Below are 18697 nucleotides of genomic sequence, written 5' to 3' on the forward strand. Positions count from 1 at the left end.
CGGGCTCCAAGCGGGCCAAGGCCGAGAGCCTGGGCGTGCGGATCGTCGGCCCTGAGGAGTTCGCCGCCCTCGTCGGCGAACTCCTCTGATCGGGACCGGAGCCATAGGAGCGGGGACCTGAGAGCAGATCAACGGCCACAACCGTCAACCACAGGTCGGTCAGCTCACTCACGGGGAGCTTCTGCTTACCGTGATGACGTTGTGGACTGCTTGCCACGCCGGGGGCCGCCGGTCTTAGTACGACAACGACAGGTTGAGATCTCAGGTCCTGTAATGGATGATCCCGTCATGCCGGCGGAGACGGTAGCCGGATGGTCAGCGGGATTCACGGCGTTTCTCGGCCGGTTCGCGGGCCGATTCCCGCGGGTGGAAGCGCGTCGGTAGATGCGCTCCCATGTACGAGGCCTGCTCGGTGAGAGTGAGCGTAAGAACGGCTGGACGCTGGCCGAGGCGGCTGGGCAGGCGGGCCCGGAGCGCATGCAGCGATTGCCGAACTTCTATGCCTGGGACAGCGATGGGCTGCGCGATGACGTGCGCCAAAGCGTGGTCGAGGTCCTGGGTGATGCCCGTGGCGGGGTGCTTGTGGTCGATGAGACCGGTTTCCTTTTTCCTTAAGAAAGGTGTGCGCTCGGCCGGAGTGGCCCGTCAGTACTCCGGCACTGCCGGCCGGTTCGACAACCGCCAGATCGGCGTGTTCCTCGCCTACGCCTGCGACCGGGGACGGGCATTGATCGACCGGGAGTTGTACCCGCCCAAGGAGTGGACCGAGGACCGGCTCCGGTGCCGGGCCGCCGGTATCGGCGACGAGGTGGCTTTCGCCACCAAACCGGCACCGGCCCGCATGATGATCGAAAGGGCCGTGACGGCGGGTGTGCCGTTCGGCTGGGTGACCGCTGATGAGGTCTATGGCCAAGACAGGCTGCTGGGCCGGCTGACCAAGCTGGCGCCGGAGTCGGCGCTGGAAGGTGAGATCACCGACCATCTGGGCTACGACAAGCACGATCCGGCGGTCATGGAGCGGGTAACTCCCGCAATGGCACCCGGGCCAAGACGGTCTGACCGATGTCGGCCCGGTGGGGATCACCGTTCCGCGAGATCGAGACGCCGGCTTCGAGCCACCACTTCCCGGACGAGCAGGCCGCGCTCAAGTGCGTCTACATGGCTGTCATGAGCCTGGACCCGACCGGTAAGGGCCGCAAACGCTGGGTCACCCGGTGGAAGGCCGCCCTGAAGCCTTCGCGATCACCTTCGAAGGTCGTCTGATCCTGACCTCCCGATAGAACCATCAAAACCGAGATACACGTTAACTGGACAGACCCAGCCCGCGGTTGACCTTTATGACCTCATCCGCCTTGCCTCCTCATGGCCCGTCGGGTGCCCCGGGCGCCAGGCTCACCGACACGAGATCGCAGGGCTGACGTAGTGAGCCAGCCCGCGTCCACTGTCTGCTCCCCGGTGAAACAGGGAGCCGACATGTCTGGTCAGGGATGTCCGCCGGATGGGCGGTCAGTGCCAGATGGAGTTCAGCTTCCACGCTTTGAGGGTGAGGAGCTGGGCAGAGCCGTTTTCGGCGTAGGTCTTCAGACCGTCGCTGGCGGCATCAGGGAAGATCTGGTCGGTGATGACGGTTTCGCCCTGGCCGCCGAACACCTCGACGGAGGATGTGTCGAGGTAGAGCGTGAAACTGACCTTACCGTCATGGGTTCGCAGAGGGCCGGACTGGATACCGGCGAAGGTGGGTCCTGCGGCGACGCCGGAGGCGGTGCGGTCGACGTAGAGGCGGCCGGTGGTCCGATCGTACCCGATCTTGGTGCCTTGGCCGTTGGCGCCACTGCGGACGATGAGGCCGAAGCGCTCGGCGGTTCCGAGCTTGAATTCGGCTTCGATCTCCATGGTGGTGCCGCGGAGGGGCAGGTCAGCGGTTCCGCTGGTGGTGGTCCTTTTGCGGATGACCTGGGCGTTGCCGGTGCGCAGGGTGCGCACCGAGTGGGCGGGTTGCTGGACCATTCGCCACTGACCGTCGATCCGGCTCAGGGTGAGCCGGCGGGGGAGGCTCTGGGCACCGCGCCAGGGTGCGGTGGGCACGCCTGAGGCGTATTCCCAGTTGTTCATCCAGCCGAGCCAGACGGGTTCGTGGCCGGGAGCGTTGTCGAAGGTGATGGCGGCGTAGAAGTCCTTGCCGTAGTCGGCCCAGGAGTAGCGCTGCTTGCCGGTGAGGGCGGGCTGGGGGGCGAACATGATGTGGTCGACGTTGATGTGCCCCCAGCCGCCGGAGTTGGCGTCGTTGATCTGGACCCGCGCGGTCTTGCCGGCAAGGTCGCGGACGTCCCAGGCGGTCCAGTCCAGGCCTTCGGCGTTCTCGCCGGTGGCGGTCCGCACCACCTTACCGTCCACCAGAAGATTGACGGCGGTCTCGGTGGAACGCGGCAGGACGGGCTGGTCGGCGGCAACCACCTGGTCGACCATGAAGTGGCCCCAGCCGCCGGGGTTGTCGTCGACGATCTGGATCCGGGCCGCCTGCCCGGCAAGGGAGGTGACGTCCCAGGACGCCCAGTTGAGCGACTCGGAGTCGCCTCCGGTGGCGGTCTTGACGACCTTTCCGTCGACGAGGAGATTGACGGCGGTCGCGCCTGGAGTGCCCCAAGGATGATTGCCGCCACCGACCAGCAGGTTGAGGTAGGGCTTGGTGAGGGGGAACTCGGGTGAGGTGAGGGTGCCCGTGGTGCGGTCCACGTCGTAGAAGGTGCTGGCCAGTTTCTCGCCCTGGTACCCGGTGACGGGGCTCTGGCCGGGCAGACTGCCCTGGGCGGGCCGCTGGCCGGCGAGGCCGCCGGTGGCGGTCCAGCCGTTGTCCTCATAGGTGGTGCCGTCGGGGAACTCGAAATCGGCGATGACGTCGCCGGCCGGTGCGGTTCCGTCGCCGGTCCCCTCCACGTGGGGGTGATTGCCGCCGCCGACGAGCAGGTTGATGTAGTCCTCGCCGATGGTGAAGGGCTTCGAGGTCAGGGTGCCCTGCGGTGCGTCGCCGCCGACGAATCCGTTGACCAGCCCATGGCCGCGGAACCCGGACACGGCGTTCTGCCCGGGAAGGGTGCCCGGCGCCGGCGCGTCACCGAAGGGGCCGGGCGAATGGTCTGAGTCGTTCGTCACCTCCCAGCCGTCATAGGTGTTCTCGAAGTCGGCGAAGACCGTTCCGGCGGGGGGTTCGCTGTCGGCGACGACGTTCTCGGCGGTGAAGGTAGTGCCGTCGAAGTCGCCGACGAAATACTGCATGCCCGAGCCGCCGGCGATCGCGCCCCCGCCGACGCTGACCGCGAGCACCCACTTCTTCCTTGCGGGATTTCCAGCGACGGGTACCTGGAACAGGTCAGGGCATTCCCAGGCGCCCGCGGTGGAGTTGGCCGGGCCGAAGTCGCTGAGCTGAGTCCAGGCCTTGAGGTCGGCCGACCGGTAGAAGCGGATCTTCTTGTCGGCGGCGAGTGCCACCGCCATGACCCAGTAGCGGCCTTCGCCGTACCAGAAGACCTTCGGGTCGCGGAAGTCCTTGGAGGCGAGGTCGATGACGGGGTTGCCGGTGTACTTGGTGAAGGTGCGGCCGTTGTCGAGGCTGTAGGCCAGGGCCTGGGACTGGATGTTCGTCACGGGGTTCCAACTGGTGTAGATCGCGACCATCGCGTCCTTACCGAACCCACTGGTGTCCTTCTCGTCCACCACGACGCTTCCCGAGAAGATTTTCTCGTTCTCGGTGGCCGGGATGGCCACACCGAGCTCCTTCCAGTGAACCAAATCAGTACTGACCGCGTGGCCCCAGGACATCTCGCCCCACTGATCGCCCAGTGGGTTGTACTGGTAGAACAGGTGGTATTCGCCGTTGTGGTAGACGAGCCCGTTGGGGTCGTTCATCCAGTTCTTGGCCGGGCTGAAGTGCAGCTGGGGGCGGTAGGGCTCGTTGTAGACGTTGTGGACGCTGTTGGCGGCGAACGTGGCCGGCCCGGCCACCAGCGCACCGGCGACCAGGAACGCGGTCATCGCGGCACGTCGTCCGTGCAGGATCATGGGGAACTCCTAGGAGATAGAGCGGGGCGGGCGGGAAATCCCGGCCCGCCCCGCGGAGATCGGTGTGGGTGAATCAGTAGGCGGGCTTCATGGCCCAGACCTTCAGGGACTGGACGGTCGCGCCGCCGTCGGCCCACAGGGCCAGGCCCAGAGAGTCGTCCCGGCCGGGGTACACGCGGGTGGTGATGCTCTTCTTGCCGCCGGCGTAGGCCTCGATCATGGACTTGTCGAGGAACACGTCCAGGGTGAGGACGTCACCGTCGAGGGTGGCGGGGCCGCATTGCACACCCAGGTCCGGGGACAGGCTGGACACGCTGCCGGCGCGGGTGCGGTCGACGCAGAAGGTCTTGGCGCCCCGGTCGTAGGACAGGAGCGTCTCCTCCTCTCCGTTCGGGCTGCGCCGGACCTTGATGCCGTACTTGGTCGCCGTGGTCGCCGACATGGTGAGCTGGAGGTGGAGCATGTCGCCCTTGACGCCGCCGAGCTGCTGGTTGGCGGCGGCCAGGTCGGTGACGTTGGTGAGGGAGGCCAGCGGCGCGGTGGTGGTGTGCAGGGAGGCCATCTCGGGCAGCGGGGCGACGCCGAGGTCTCCGTCGGGCCGTAGGGTGACCCGCATCGGCAGACCGGCGTTGTGCGCCCAGCCGGAATCGTGGTGGCCCTGTTCGGTGCGCTTGTCCTGGGCGATGCTGAACACGACCGAGCGGCCCTGTTCGTCGACGAACCCGCTGGGTCCGGTGAAGTGCTCGCCGTAGTCGAACAGCTTCGGCACGGTGGAGTCCGGGGTGAACTTGCGCGTCGCGGCGTTCCAGGAACCGATCCAGTACCAGACGTACTTGACGTTGTGGGGACTGCCGCCCGACCACTGCGGGTTGATCATGAACACGTACTTGCCGCTGTCGCCGAGCGGCAGGAAGACCGGCAGTTCCCAGACCTGGCCGGTCTTGGGGTGGGCCCCGATGTCGCCGACCATGAGCGGACCTTCGTACTTCCAGGTGGTTTGGTCGGTGGAGCTGTAGAGCAGGGCGGTGCCGCCGACATCGGCGCCGCCGGTGGTCTGGACGCCGGAGGCGACGAGCTGGAACCAGGTGCCGCCCTCGCGCCATACGAACGGGTCGCGGAACTCGCCCATCTTGACCTTGCGGCCCGCACCGACGTCGAGAGCGGGCGACTGGACGGTGACGGGGGCAGGGTCCATCTTCCAGTCGCGAAGGTCCTGCTGGCAGGGAAGGGCGGCGCAGCGGGCGATACCGGTGCGCTGGTTGGGATAGACGCTGTCGTCTCCGGCGGTGATGTACAGCAGGGGGTTGCCGTTCGCGTCCTTGGTGGCGCTGCCGGACCACACCCCGTCGGGGGCGACCGACCCGGCGGTGGGGACCAGGGCGGGCGGCAGGTCGCGCCAGTTCACCATGTCGGGGCTGACCTGGTGACCCCAGCCGATGTTGTGCCAGAACGGGCCGTGCTGGTTCTGCTGGTAGAACAGGTGGTACTGGCCGTTGTGGAAGATCGGCGCGTGGGGTTCGTTCATCCAGTGCTCGGGAGCCGAGAAGTGGTACTGCGGCCGGTACTTGTCACCGGTGTAGCGGGCCCGGTTCATCGACAGGTCCGGGGTGGGCACCTTGCCGTCGCCGTAGGAGGTGCGCACCGCGTCGTAGGCGGCGGTGACCTCGGTGCCGATGAGGGCCTTGTCGTATATCTTCACCTCGTCGATGAGGCCGGCGACGGTGTTCACGGGGAACAGCCCGTTGATCACGGCGGCGCGATTGTTCTTGCCGATGACCAGGTCGCCGCCATCAGGAGTGATCGTGCCGGCGGGGACGGTGCGGCTGCCGACCTGGCGGCCGTTGAGGTACAGCTTCATCGAGTGGTCGGCGGCGTTGAAGGTCGCGGCGACATGGGACCAGCGGCGGGCGGGCAGCGAAGCGTCGGCGTCGGCCCACACCGACTGCCAGGAGCCCCCGACCGAGGCCTGGAACGCCCAGGTACCGTGGCGTCCGATACCGAGGATGAAGCCGCGGCCGGCCGCCTGGTCCTGCTGGTTGACGATCGCTTCGAGCTTGCCCTCGTCCCCCCACTCGAACGCGCGGGGGGCGACCCACGCCTCGACGGTGATCGCGTCGGTCGGTGCCGCGAAGCCGGGCCGGGTGACCCAGGTGGAGTAGCCGTCGAACATCAGCGCGTGTGACAGCTTCTTGCCCGCCGGCTCCTGCTGGTACCAGAGCGGGTCGCTGTTCGGCTTGTACTTGGCGTTGGTGAACACGTAGTTGACCGGGTCGCTCCGGCCGCTGACGGTGTCCTTCACCGTGGAGCCGGCGGTCTCGTCGAACGGCCAGTGAGCGACGACGCCGTCGCCGGGCGCGCCGTCGAGGCGAATGTCGTCGAGGTTGATGTGGCCCCAGCCGGCGGTGGCCTGGTCGACGACGCGGATCTGCAGGTCCTGGCCGAGGTAGGCCGAGGCGTCCCAGGTGACGCGGCGGTAGGTCTCGCTGTCGGCACCGGTGGCCTTACGCAGGACGCTGCCGTCGGACGCCTTGACGAGCGCGACGTACAGGGTGTCGGCGTTGTTGCCGCCACCGACGAGGAAGTCGACCTTCCCTGAACCGGACAGCCGGAAGGCGCCGGAGGTGAGGGTGCCGGTGGCCGCGTCCCCGCCGGTCTTGAACCCCCATAGGTGGAAGGTGCCGTGCTGGCCGAAGCAGCAGCCCCAGCCCCAGCCGCTGTCGGCGCTCACCGCGAAGGCACTGCCCGTCTTGGTCCAGCCCGACAGGTCGCCGGTCTCGAAGTCGGGGTTGGTCAGCCCGGCCGGTGGAGGGGACGCCGGTGTGTAGGTGTGGACATCGTCGAGGTTGATGTGGCCCCAGCCGGCGGTGGCCTGGTCGACGACGCGGATCTGCAGGTCCTGGCCGAGGTAGGCCGAGGCGTCCCAGGTGACGCGGCGGTAGGTCTCGCTGTCGGCACCGGTGGCCTTACGCAGGACGCTGCCGTCGGACGCCTTGACGAGCGCGACGTACAGGGTGTCGGCGTTGTTGCCGCCACCGACGAGGAAGTCGACCTGGCCGGTGCCCGACAGGGTGAACGTCGAAGAGGTCAAGGTTCCGGTCGCCGCGTCACCGCCCGCCTTGAATCCCCATACGTGAGAGGTGCCGTGCTGGCCGAAGCAGCAGCCCCAGCCCCAGCCGCTGTCGGTGGTGGCGGCGAAGGCGTTGCCGGTGGCCGTCCAGCCCGACAGGCCGCCGGTCTCGAAGTCGGGGTTGGTCACTTCGGCGGCGGACGCGCCCGCCGTCGAAGTGGGGACGGCGACGGCCAGTCCGAGGACTGTGACAAGTCCCGCCAGGACGGCCGCCGCTCTGGATCTCGCTCTGGTGTGGGGTGTTCTCACGGTTCTTCTCACTTTCGGGCGACGTGGGGGGATCCCGATGTGTCATGCGGGTTAACATTTGATTCGCACACGTAAAGTAAGCCGAGAAATTATTCGCCGCACTTCTTTGCGCAAAGCCTCGGCGCACACGAAAAAGGCGCCGGTCAATGATTTGCGACCGGCGCCTTTTTCGTGCCTGAACAGCCGATGCCCCTTTTTCGGGGTCCGGCGGTCATTCGGCTGTCGTACGGCATGAGGGTCAGTGGACGGCGGCCTCCGTCACGCCGGTACCGACCAGGCCGGCTCCGGGCTCGTAGGTGACCGGGATCGGATCGCACACCTCGCCGACGAAGGAGCCGTCGCCGTCGTTGTTGACGAAGCCGAGCAGCTGCCAAGCGCCGGCGCGGTCCTGGATCAGCCGGCCGCTGTAGAGGGAACGGTCGGCGATGAGGCGGGCGCCGTTCCGGATGTCGAAGGGGCCCAGCACCGAGGAGCCCGGGGCGGACCATACTCCGCCGGCCCGGTCGGTCCTGCTGTTGGCCAGTTCGCCCTCCATGCAGGAGAACAGCAGGACGGGATGGCCGTCGACGACCTCGACCTGGGGGACTTCCAGGTGGCCGAAGCCCGACGGGCCGCTGAGAGGAGGCTTTGTCTCCCAGGCGGTGAGGTCATGGCTGCGCAGGTGGCCGATGACGCCGCGGTCGTCGGCCGGGCCGGTGGCCGCGCGGGCGGTGACGAGCATGTGCCAGCCGTCGCCGCCGGGGTCGGCGAACACCCATGGATCGCGCCAGGCCTCGTCGAACCAGCTGGCCGGATCCAGTTTCTCGTACCAGCGGGAGTCGGCTTCGGCGATCGGGTTGCCGGGATGGCGGTGCCAGGTGATCATGTCGTCGGAGGTGGCCAGGCCGATCCGCTGGATGAGGCCGTTCTCGTGCCGGGACACGCCGGTGTAGTACATCATCCATTTCTCCGGTCCCCGCACCACCGAGCCGGTCCAGGTCGCCAGGTCGTCCCACGCGTCGTGGTCGGCGGCGACCAGTGCGTCGGGAAGGAGGCTCCATGAGGTCAGATCGGTCGAGACCGCGTGCCCGATGGAGGCGCGATGGTGGCGCCGTCCGGGATCGTGCAGCGCCCGTGAGGCGCGCAGGAAGAACAGGTGGAAATCGGTTCCGTCATCGGCGAGCCAGATATCCCAGACCCAGTGGTCGGAAAGCCGCAGTGCCATTTCAGCCTTTCAGTCCGGTGCTGGCGATGCTCGTCATGAACGCGCGTTGGAAGACGAAGAAGAGAATGAGAACGGGAACAGTGATCATGGATGAATAGGCCATGACCTCGCCCCAGACGATTTTGAGCTGGAAGAAGTACTGGACGCCGACCTGTACGGGGCGAAGGTCCTCGTCCTGAACCGTCATGAGAGGCCACAGGTACTGGTTCCACGCGGGCAGCGCGGTCAGCAGGGCGACGGTGGCGACCACCGGCCCGGACAGCGGGATGGCCACGCGCCGGTAGATGGTGAACCAGCCGCACCCGTCGATACGTGCGGCCTCGTCCAGTTCCACGGGAATCTGTTTGAAGTGCTGGTGGAACAGGAAGATCGAGAATCCGTTCGCGATGAACGGAACGATCTGTACCCGGTAGGTGTTCAGCCAGCCGAGTTCCAGGCCGTGGGCGGTGAGCCAGGGCAGCTTGGACGCCCAGAACAGCAGCGGTACCGCGATCGTCTCGAACGGCAGGATGAGCGTGGCGATGACCATGCCGAGGATCAACGGCCCGAAGCGCCACCGCAGCCGGGCCAGGGCGAATCCTGCCAGGCTGTTGACCAGCAGCCCGAACAGGACGATGCAGGCTGTGACGATGACCGAGTTCAGCATGAATCGGGCGGCCGGGACCTTGTCGAACACGGCCGTGTAGTTGTCGAGGGAGACGTCGCCGACGGGCAGGACCGCTCTGGCCGATCCCAGGTCGCCGAAGATCTGGTCGTCGGGCTTGAGCGAGGAGACGAGCATGAACACGACGGGGAGGGAGAAGACGACGGCGAACAGCAGTAGGAGCAGGTAGGTGAGCGCCCTACGCATGATCATGTCCTTTCCCGCAGCAGGCGGCGCTGGACCAGGTTGACGGCCAGCACCAAGAGGAAGAAGACGAGGCTGATGGCCGCGCCATAGCCGATCTGCTGCTCCCGGAAGCCCTTGCGGACCGCGTGATAGACGACGGTGGTGGTGGCGTCGAGGGGGCCACCTTGGGTCATGACGTCGATCTGGGTGAACAGGCCGAGTGCCGCCAGCGTGATGGTCACGATGACGAAGACCCGGGTCGGTCTCAGGCAGGGCCAGGTGATGTGCCGGAACAACTGGAGACGTGCGGCGCCGTCGATCTTCGCGGCTTCGTACAGTGCGGGCGGGATGGTCTGGAGCCCGGCCAGCCAGACGACCATGTGGAAGCCGACGCCTTGCCAGACCGACATCAGCATGATGGCGGGCATCGCGGTCTGCGCGTTGCCCAGCCAGTCGACGGCGTCCCAGGACCCGAACGTGAGGGTGCCGAGCATCGAGTTGATCAGCCCGTCCGGCTGGTACATGAACCGCCAGAGGATCGACACCACGACCATGGAGGTGACGACGGGCATGAAGTAGAGCGTGCGGAAGATCCGGATTCCGCGGAGCCTGGCGTTCACCAGCAGTGCCAGCAGCAGGCCGAGACCGCCTTGGACCGGGACGACGACGAGGGCGAACAGGAACGTGTTACGCAGGGACTTCCAGAACGTGGGGTCACCTGCCAGGACCACGGTCCGGTCCTCATCGGAGGAGTCGTAGGTGAACAGGACGGACTTCTCCTCGTACTGCGGATAGCCCGACCCCTTCCTGGTGTAGTCGCGGACCGGCGGATAGTCCGTGGCGCCCGGCTCTTTGTGCTGGTCCAGAACGCTGACGCTCAGCAGCTTGCCGATGTTCTGGGTGCCGGTCATCCTGGGCGGATCGGGGGATATGAGCCGGGAGTTGGTGAAAGACAGGTAGAACGCCAGCACGACCGGCACGGCGATGAACAAGATGAGCAGAACGACGGCGGGCGCGGTCATGAGGAACGCGGTGAATCCGTCGCTTCGGCGCCGTTTCGCCGCCCGGCGGTGGTCCGGTTTTTCGGGCGCGTCCCGGCGCGCCGGGGTGGTGACGACCACGGGGTCTCCTTGGGGTCGTTCGCCGGGGGTCCGGTACGGACCCCCGGCGGGTCCGTCAGAACCCGTAGTTGTCGTTGGAGCCGATGTCGGCGTTGATCTGGTCCACGGCCGCATCGAGCGTGGTCTTGACCGGGGCACCGTTCATGATGTTCTGGGCCGCCTTCTCGAACGCACTGGAGATCGCCGGGTAGGCGGGCGTCGGCGGACGGACGAGCGCGAACTGACGGGAGAAGTCACCGAAGACGCGCAGGTCGCCACCGGTCCTGTACTTGTCGGTCAGCGCCGCGGCCTCCTCCGTGGCCGGAATGAGGCCGATCTTGTTGGAGAACTGGGCGATGTACTTGGCGTTCAGCGAGAACTCCAGGTACTTGCGGGCGCCGTCCTGGTCCTTGCAGGAATCGGTGATGGCCCACTGCCAGGAGGCGCCGCCGATCTTCGGCCCGGCCCCCAGGTCGGGCGGCGGCAGGAACAGCAGGTCGTCGCCGAACGCCTTCTGGGCGTCGGCGGCACCCCAGTTGCCGTTCCAGGCCAGCGCGGCCTTGCCCTTCAGGAAGGCGATGCGGTCGGCGGCCTCGTGCGGGTTGGCCAGCTTCCTCTCGAACAGGCTGTGCCACCATTCGCCCCACTTGACCGCCTCGGGGCCGTTCAGCTTGCCCTCGGCGGTGGTCATCGAGGAGCGGTCGATCAGGTCGCCGCCGAAGCTCTGCAGCAGCGGGGAGAAGGCGTAGGGCCACCACTCCCCGCCGCCGCCGGTGCCCAGGTCGAGGGCATAGTCGTAGTCGGCCTTGAGCTTGACGAGGGCGGCGTCGAACTCCTTCAGCGTCCACGGCCGGTCGGTCGTCGGGATGCGGATGTCGTTCTTGTCGAGTACGGACCTGCGGCCGTAGATCCCGACCGCGGCGTCGAAGTGGCCGACGGAGTAGATGGTGTCCTTGAACTTTCCGACCGTGCTCGGTAGCAGCTTGTCGGTGGTAGCAGTCGGCAGGCCGAGCGGCGCCAGGTACTTGGCCCAGGCCCAGTTGGGGACCGTGGGACCGTCGGCGTCCAGGATGCACGGCAGCTTGCCGGAGACCGCGGCTCCGGTCACGGCGTCGTTGTAGGCGCCCTGCGGGAACGCCTCGTAGGTGACCTTGTACTCCCGCTGGAAGGAGTTGAAGTCGTCGATGATCCGCTGGACGATCGCGAGCTCGTCGGGGTTGCCCGCCGAGTGGGTCCAGAGCTTCAGCGTCTTGACGCCGCCGGAGGTGTCGTCCGCCGCGTCGCCCGACGATCCGCATCCGGTGATTAAGGACGTCATGGTGACGGCGGATAGGATGCCGCCCAAGAGGGTGCGCTTCACGGTGTCTCCTTCTCAGTCCCCGGCGTGCCGAGGACCGCTTTACGGCTGTGGCGCAGCCGTGGGGTGTTTGTGTAAAGGTCCGCCGACGCGTGTCAGCGCGCCGGCGGACCAACCGAGTCCCGCCTGATCAGCGGGCAGGGCATCAGGTGCCGGGAGTCTTCGTCACGAGGGTTGTCCTCGATCAGATCCAGCAACGCGCGTGCCGCCCAGGCGCCCATCTCGTAGTGGGGCAGCGCGACGGTCGTGAGGGCGGGGAACAGCTCGGGGGCGATGAGGTCCTGGTTGTCGTAGCCGACCACTGAGAGATCGCGGGGGATGCTCACCCCCCGTTCGGCCGCGGCACGGTAGCAGCCCATCGCCATCCGGTCGTTGTAACAGAAGATCGCCGTCGGCGGCTCGGGGAGCGCGAGCAGGCGGTGCGCGGCGCGGTAGCCGCCGGCGGTGTCGCCGTGCTCGGCGATCACGAGAGCGGGATCCCAGGCGATACCGGCCGGCTTCAGTGCCTGGGCATAGCCCTCCAACCGTCGACCGGCCGCCGGAACCGGCAACGCCTCGGTCGCGAAACCGATGCGCCGGTGCCCGGCCGAGATGAGTTCACCGACCGCGGCCAGGGCTCCGCCGCGCTCGTCGGGCACCACGTGGGGCAGGTCCGTGCCGAGCGGGCTGGCATCCAGCAGAACCGTCTTGACCTTCGCCAGGGCGGCGGGAAGTTCGACTTCCTGGTGGTACATCGTGGCGAACAGCACTCCGTCGACCTGCCTTTTGAGCAGCTCGGACACGGTGCGTTCCTGCACGTCCCGGTCGCCGCCGGTGTTGACCAGGACCAGCAGGTAACCCGCCTGCCAGGCCGTCTCCTGGGCGCCTTGGATCATGCGGCCGGCGAACGGCGTGGTCGCTATCACGTCGCTGACGAACCCGATCGTCTGGGTTCTGCGGGTGCGCAGACTGCGGGCGATCGGATCGGAGGTGTATCCCAGCTGCTCGGCCGCGTCGATGATCCGCTGTCGCGTCTCCGCGCCCACCCGGACACCGTCGACGTTGTTCAGGACCACCGAGACCGTGGTGGTCCCGACTCCTGCCAACCTGGCGACGTCCTTGATCCTTGGTCGTGTCATCCCAGTCCTGAAGAATCGATTCACTGAAACGATTCTTCATAGTGGGGACGTGAACTACGTCTCGCAAGCCCCTGTTTCCGAACCGTTACCTGCGGATGAACGCGCCGTACGACGCGCGGAGGTCACCTGACGCAGCCGCAGGAGTCCCGGTGCATGAGGCGGGGCTTGAGCCGGACGCTGCGGGGCGGCTGGTCGGGGTCGGAGATCCGCTCGGCCAGCAGGCGCACCGAGTGGGTCGCGATCTCGAGGATCGGCTGGGCGATCGCCGTCAGCCGGGGCCGGAAGATCGATGCCCATTCGAAGTCGTCGAACACCGTGAGCGCCATGTCCTCCGGTACCCGGACGCCGCGCCGATCGAGTGCCCGCATCACCCCGATGGTCATATGGTTGTTGGCGACGAAGAGGGCGGTCGGCGGGTCCGGCAGCTCCAGCAGGGTGGTGACGGCGATCTCGGCGGCCGCGGCGTTCGACCGCCCGCTGCCGACGAGTCCGGGGTCGAAGGTCAGCCCGCCCCGGGCCAGGCCCACCTGGTAGCCCTTCAGCCGCTCCGCCGACGTGATCAGGGTGCCGCGGCCGGCGATGATCCCGATTCTGCGGTGCCCGAGCTGGGCCAGATGCAACACCAGGTGGGCGCTGGACTCCACGTTCTCGGTTCCGACCTGGTCGAACCGCGTCGAGGCACATCGATCGACCAGCACGGTCGGGATGTTCAACTCGTCGAGGTAGCGCAGCGACGGCGACCCGGGGCCGTGTGCCTCGGTCGCGAGCAGGATCCCGTCCACTCGCCGCTGGTGCAGCGCCTGAACCACTTTGAGTTCCTCACCGGCGTCGTCGTGCGTGTCGGTCAGGAGAAGGGTGTATCCGGCCAGCCGGACCTGCGCCTCCAGCGCCGCCACCAGGTCGGCGAAGTAGAAGTTGGAGATCGCCGAGATCGCCAGCCCGATCGTCTTGGTGCTGGAGGTGACGAGCGATCGCGCGATGTCGTTCTGGATGTATCCGGTCGACTCGATGGCGGCCAGAACCCGTTGCCGGGTCTCGTCGGCGACGAACCGCGTCCCGTTGATCACATGGGACACCGTCGAGACGGAAACCCCGGCTTGACGTGCGACATCAGTCATTGTGGCCATGTTCGTTCCTCGAAGTCGATCTTTGCGCAAACGTTTGCGCGAGCGTTTTCGCGTCTGCAAGATAACGCTCACGCAATCGGGGTGTAACCCCCGGTACATCCCAGAGGAGCACTGACATGATCCGCAGCGGCCTCACCTTCGCCCTGATCGGAGTCCTCGCTTTCGCCGCCACCGCGTGTGGTGAGGGATCGAGGAAATCCGGAACCGAGCAGGGTGGCACCACGAAGGTCGGCCTGATCACCAAGACCCAGACGAACCCGTTCTTCGTGAAGATGAAGGAGGGTGCCCAGAAGCAGGCGACCGCCGACGGCCTCTCCCTCATGACCGCGGCCGGCAAGTTCGACGGCGACAACGAGGGCCAGGTCACCGCGATCGAGAACATGGTCGCGGCGGGCGTCAAGGGCATTCTCATCACCCCCAGCGACACCAAGGCCATCATCCCGGCGATCGCGAAGGCCCGCGCCAAGGGCGTCCTGGTCGTCGCGCTCGACACCCCCACCGACCCGCGGGACGCCACCGACGCGCTGTTCGCCACCGACAACTTCAAGGCGGGCGAGCTGATCGGCCAGTACGCGAAGGCCAAGACCGCCGGGCAGACTCCAAAAATCGCGATGCTCGACCTCGCACCCGGCGTCAGCGTCGGCACCCTGCGCCACAACGGGTTCCTCAAGGGGTTCGGCGTCGCGGCGGTTGACGCCTCCGCCTCGGCCCCGGCCACCTCCAAGGAGGTCGTGTGCGCCGCCGACACCGGTGGCGACCAGGCCAAAGGCCAGACCGCGATGGAGAACTGCCTGCAAAAAGCGCCCGACCTCAACATCGTCTACACGATCAACGAGCCCGCCGCGCTCGGCGCCTACACCGCGCTGAAGGCCAAGGGCCTGGAGAAGAAGGTTCTCGTCGTCTCCGTCGACGGCGGCTGCACCGGCGTCAAGGGTGTCAAGGACGGGCAGATCGCCGCGACCTCGCAGCAGTACCCGTTGAAGATGGCGGCACTGGGCGTGAACGCCGTCGCCAGGTTCGCCAAGGAGGGCGTCAAGGTCTCCGGCTACACCGACACGGGCGTCACTCTCGTGACCGACCGGTCCGTCGCCGGTGTGGACGCGAAGGACACCACCTTCGGCCTTGAGAACTGCTGGGGCTGACCGCAGTGACGTCCTTCGTCGCCGGTGGACTGCGAGCCGTGTCCTCGCGGCTCGTGGTCCCGTCCGGTTCCACGTCCGGGCCGCTCGCGGCCCTGTTCCTGGCCTGCGTCTTCTTCGCCACGCAGTCCGACAACTTCCTGTCGGGCGGCAACCTCGCCCTGGTGATCCAGCAAGTGATGATCGTCGGAACCCTGGCCATCGGCCAGACTCTGATCATCCTGACCGCCGGGATCGATCTGGCCTGCGGCGCGATCATGGCGTTCGGCGGAGTCCTCATGGCCAAACTCGCGGTGGACGCGGGCTGGCCGCCGCTGCTGGCCATCGCCGCGGGGATCGGTGTCTGCGCGCTCTTCGGGCTGGTCAACGGACTGCTCGTCACGAAGATCTCACTGCCGCCGTTCATCGTGACGCTCGGCGTGCTCAACGTGGCGTTCGCGCTCACCCACATCTACTCCGACGAGCAGACCGTCAGCGGGCTGCCGTCCGAGCTGACCGCTCTCGGGAACACCTTCCCGCTCGGCGGCACCGATGTCACCTACGGGTCGGTGCTGATGATCGTACTGTTCCTGGTGTTCGCGTACGTCCTGGGCCAGACGGCCTGGGGCCGGCATGTGTACGCCGTCGGCAACGAGCCCGAGGCCGCCCGCCTCACGGGCATCCCCGTCGAGCGCCGGCTCCTGACGGTCTACACCGTCGCGGGGGCCGTCTACGGAATCGCGGCGCTGCTGCTCATCGCCCGCACCGGCGTCGGCGACCCCCAGGCGGGCCAGACCGACAACCTCGACTCCATCACCGCGGTGGTGCTCGGCGGCACCAGCCTGTTCGGCGGCCGCGGCCGCGTCATCGGCACACTGATCGGCGCCCTGCTCGTCGGCATCATCCGCAACGGTCTTCAGCTGATGGGTGTCCCGTCGATCTACCAGATCCTCATCACCGGCATTCTCGTCATCCTGGCCGTCACGGTCGACCAGCTCTCCAGGAAGAGGTCCAGGCGATGACCGGCGAACCGGTTCTCAAGGCTCAAGGGCTGGTCCAGCGGTACGGCCCGGTCACCGCTCTCAACGGATGCGACTTCGAGCTGATGCCCGGCGAGGTCCTCGCCGTCATCGGTGACAACGGCGCCGGCAAGTCGTCGCTGATCAAGGCGCTGACCGGGGCGACCCGGCCCGACGAGGGCGAGATCTTCCTGGACGGGCGGCGCGTGAGCTTCCGGTCGCCCCTCGACGCCCGCCGCCTCGGCATCGAGACGGTCTATCAGAACCTCGCCGTCGCGCCCGCCCTCGACATCGCCGCCAACCTGTACCTGGGCCGGGAGAAGCGCCGCGAAGGCGTGCTCGGCTCGGTGTTCCGGATGCTCGACAAGCCCGTGATGCGTGCCGAATCCGCTCGCCACATGAGCGAGCTCAACATCGGCCTCCAGTCGATGGCCGGCGCGGTGGAGAACCTGTCGGGCGGGCAACGCCAGGGCGTCGCGGTCGCCCGCGCCGCGGCGTGGGCCGGCCATGTGGTCATCATGGACGAGCCGACCGCGGCGCTCGGGGTCAAGGAGTCCGCACAGGTACTGGAACTGATCGCGCGGGTTCGTGGCAGGGGCCTGCCGGTCGTGCTGATCAGCCACAACATGCCGCACGTATTCGAGATCGCCGACCGTATCCATATCCAACGCCTCGGTAAACGCGCGGGCGTCGTCAGACCCTCCGATCACACGATGTCCGACGTTGTCGCGATCATGACTGGAGCCGTCCAACTATGATCTCGGTCATCGGGGAGACCGTGGCGGACACCTTCATGCCCGCCCGGCAGCCCACACCGGGCGGACTCGACCTGCGGGTGCGACCCGGCGGCGGGCCCGCCAACACCGCCGTCGCCCTCGGCAGGCTCGGCACGCCCGTCGCCTTCGTCGGCCGGATTCCGCGCGGACCGCTGGGCGAACTGCTCCGCACCCACCTCGCCGACTCCCACGTCGACCTGTCACGCCTCGTCACCGCCGCCGAACAGTCGACGCTGGCGATCACCGCCGTCGACGAGGCAGGCCACGCTCGATACTCCTTTTATGCGACCGGCACTGCCGACTTCCAATGGACTGCCGGCGAACTCGCCGGTGCGGTGCCTCTCGAGGCCGTCTGCGTCCACGCCGGCTCCCTGGCCCTCGCCCTGGAACCCAGCGGCCCTCTTATCGAGAAAACGCTGCGAGAGCGGCGCGTCAACGCGACCATCTCGATCGACCCGAACATCCGGCCCGGCATCGTCTCCGCGGAGCGCTACCGCGAACTGCTGCCCGGCTGGACCTCGGTGGCCGATGTGTTCCGTCTCAGTTCTGACGACCTGGCTCTCCTACGCCCCGGCGTGAGCCTGCCCCAAGCGTGCGACGAATGGCATGCGCACGGCGTCCGCCTCGTCGTGGTGACCTGCGGAGCAGACGGCGCCTACGCCTCACTCGACGGACAGCGCCACCAGGTGCCCGCTCGCCCGATCACCCCCGTCGACACCATCGGCGCGGGCGACGCGTTCACCGCGGGACTGCTCCACCGCCTCCACGCCGATGGCGTCCTCGGCGGACGGCTACCCGGGCTCGATCCAGGTCTTCTCATGAGAGCCTTGACCTTCGCCTCCGACGTCGCCGCAGAAACCTGCCGTAAAGAGGGCGCCGACCCACCCCGCCTCACGGACCTGGCAGCCTGAACGTCGCCCTTGGCACCCGCCGCCATGCAAATCTCGACTCTGGGCGTCGTGGCACGCGTCACGCCGCCCAGATCGTCGGCGTCTCTCTGTCCACGCTGAGCAATGTGCCGAACAATTCCGAGCTCGTGGCCGAGGGAACGCGCCGTTGCGTCTTGGAGGTCATGAAGCAGATCGAGGATTTGAACCGCCTACGCCCGATGAACCTGCGGGCCGACCAATGGGACTGTACGGTTTTCGGCTCTGTCTCGTATCCGGTGGTAACGCAAGATGCTGATGGGTCACGCTGGGTCGTGCATGATGTCGACGAGCTTGTGAATACAGTGTTTTCGGGCTCATCGACGCCGAAACGCGCGAGCGTATCGACGTCCTGCCCGGCCGCACCGCTGATGTGCTGGGAGCCTGATTGCGCACCCATTCTGGGGTGCAGATCGTGTGCCGGGACGGCTCCGGCGCCTACGCCGAAGCGATCCGCCGCGCCCTGCCGGACGCCGTCCAGGTCGCCGACCGCCGGCCATCTGTGGCACAACTTCGGCGAGGCCGTACTGAAAGAGGTCGCCGCACACGGCGCCTGCCGGGCCAAGGCCGGGCCGCCGCTGCGCAGACCATTTCCACCATCACCGACAAGGTGCTGGCCGAGCTGGTCGAGCTGGCGCCGCTGATCGACAAGCTGGTGGCGGCCGGGGTCACCATGACCGAGCCCGGCTGG

General features: G+C 67.4%; 13 protein-coding genes and 4 pseudogenes. 8 read left to right on the forward strand and 9 right to left on the reverse strand.

The genetic code is table 11. The features are described from left to right. Window positions 1-384: 384 nt before the first annotated feature. Together ACVCAG_RS45170 and ACVCAG_RS45175 are read left to right on the forward strand one after the other, a co-directional pair. Window positions 385-913 (forward strand): annotated as a pseudogene (locus ACVCAG_RS45170) (IS701 family transposase); the annotation flags it as partial. A gap of 206 nt (window positions 914-1119) precedes the next feature. After that, window positions 1120-1280, forward strand: a pseudogene (locus ACVCAG_RS45175) (IS256 family transposase); the annotation flags it as partial. A 226-nt stretch (window positions 1281-1506) separates the two neighbouring features. On the opposite strand, the gene ACVCAG_RS45180 reads toward ACVCAG_RS45175, so the two are convergent. From ACVCAG_RS45180 to ACVCAG_RS45220, 9 genes and pseudogenes are all read right to left on the reverse strand, one after another. After that, a complete protein-coding gene (locus ACVCAG_RS45180; protein WP_440088527.1) occupies window positions 1507-1974 on the reverse strand; it encodes a GH32 C-terminal domain-containing protein in 468 nt (155 codons plus the stop codon). A 30-nt stretch (window positions 1975-2004) separates the two neighbouring features. Continuing rightward, window positions 2005-4056 (reverse strand): annotated as a pseudogene (locus tag ACVCAG_RS45185) (hypothetical protein); the annotation flags it as partial. Between the two features lie 73 nt (window positions 4057-4129). Next, complete coding sequence (locus ACVCAG_RS45190; protein WP_447191623.1) at window positions 4130-7432, reverse strand: GH32 C-terminal domain-containing protein; 3303 nt, start codon at window positions 7430-7432, stop codon at window positions 4130-4132. Between the two features lie 238 nt (window positions 7433-7670). Beyond that, the gene (locus tag ACVCAG_RS45195; protein WP_447191624.1) at window positions 7671-8636 is read right to left on the reverse strand and encodes a hypothetical protein; all 966 of its coding nucleotides are present in this window, start codon (window positions 8634-8636) and stop codon (window positions 7671-7673) included. A gap of 1 nt (window position 8637) precedes the next feature. Next, window positions 8638-9486 (reverse strand): carbohydrate ABC transporter permease, encoded by an 849-nt coding sequence (locus tag ACVCAG_RS45200; protein ID WP_447191625.1) that lies wholly within the window; start codon window positions 9484-9486, stop codon window positions 8638-8640. A 2-nt stretch (window positions 9487-9488) separates the two neighbouring features. Then, on the reverse strand, window positions 9489-10586 hold the full coding sequence (locus tag ACVCAG_RS45205) for an ABC transporter permease subunit (protein WP_440088489.1): 1098 nt from the start codon (window positions 10584-10586) through the stop codon (window positions 9489-9491). A gap of 55 nt (window positions 10587-10641) precedes the next feature. Further along, window positions 10642-11925: a sugar ABC transporter substrate-binding protein gene (locus tag ACVCAG_RS45210; protein ID WP_447191626.1), complete on the reverse strand. Its 1284-nt coding sequence runs from the start codon at window positions 11923-11925 to the stop codon at window positions 10642-10644. A 92-nt stretch (window positions 11926-12017) separates the two neighbouring features. Beyond that, entirely contained in the window at window positions 12018-13040 is a 1023-nt protein-coding gene (locus ACVCAG_RS45215) for a substrate-binding domain-containing protein (protein WP_440088492.1), read from the reverse strand. 122 nt (window positions 13041-13162) lie between these two features. Further along, window positions 13163-14158: a LacI family DNA-binding transcriptional regulator gene (locus ACVCAG_RS45220; protein WP_447191627.1), complete on the reverse strand. Its 996-nt coding sequence runs from the start codon at window positions 14156-14158 to the stop codon at window positions 13163-13165. 125 nt (window positions 14159-14283) lie between these two features. Between ACVCAG_RS45220 and ACVCAG_RS45225 the strand changes: the two genes are divergently transcribed. The 6 genes and pseudogenes from ACVCAG_RS45225 to ACVCAG_RS45250 form a co-directional block, all read left to right on the forward strand. Next, entirely contained in the window at window positions 14284-15309 is a 1026-nt protein-coding gene (locus tag ACVCAG_RS45225; RefSeq protein WP_447191628.1) for a substrate-binding domain-containing protein, read from the forward strand. Window positions 15310-15347: 38 nt separating this feature from the next. Then, window positions 15348-16307, forward strand: a complete 960-nt coding sequence (locus tag ACVCAG_RS45230) for an ABC transporter permease (protein WP_447191629.1) — start codon at window positions 15348-15350, stop codon at window positions 16305-16307. Further along, window positions 16304-17062, forward strand: a complete 759-nt coding sequence (locus ACVCAG_RS45235; protein ID WP_447191630.1) for an ATP-binding cassette domain-containing protein — start codon at window positions 16304-16306, stop codon at window positions 17060-17062. The genes ACVCAG_RS45230 and ACVCAG_RS45235 overlap by 4 nt, the downstream gene beginning before the upstream one ends. Beyond that, window positions 17059-17991, forward strand: a complete 933-nt coding sequence (locus tag ACVCAG_RS45240) for a carbohydrate kinase family protein (protein ID WP_447191631.1) — start codon at window positions 17059-17061, stop codon at window positions 17989-17991. Before ACVCAG_RS45235 ends, ACVCAG_RS45240 begins: the two co-directional genes overlap by 4 nt. Before the next feature lie 301 nt (window positions 17992-18292). Continuing rightward, a pseudogene (locus ACVCAG_RS45245) lies at window positions 18293-18569 on the forward strand (transposase); the annotation flags it as partial. Then, on the forward strand, window positions 18509-18697 hold a 189-nt coding region (locus ACVCAG_RS45250), incomplete at its 3' end, for a hypothetical protein (RefSeq protein WP_447191632.1). The pseudogene ACVCAG_RS45245 and the gene ACVCAG_RS45250, both read left to right, overlap by 61 nt.

The sequence above is a fragment of the Streptosporangium sp. G12 genome (genome assembly GCF_052983175.1).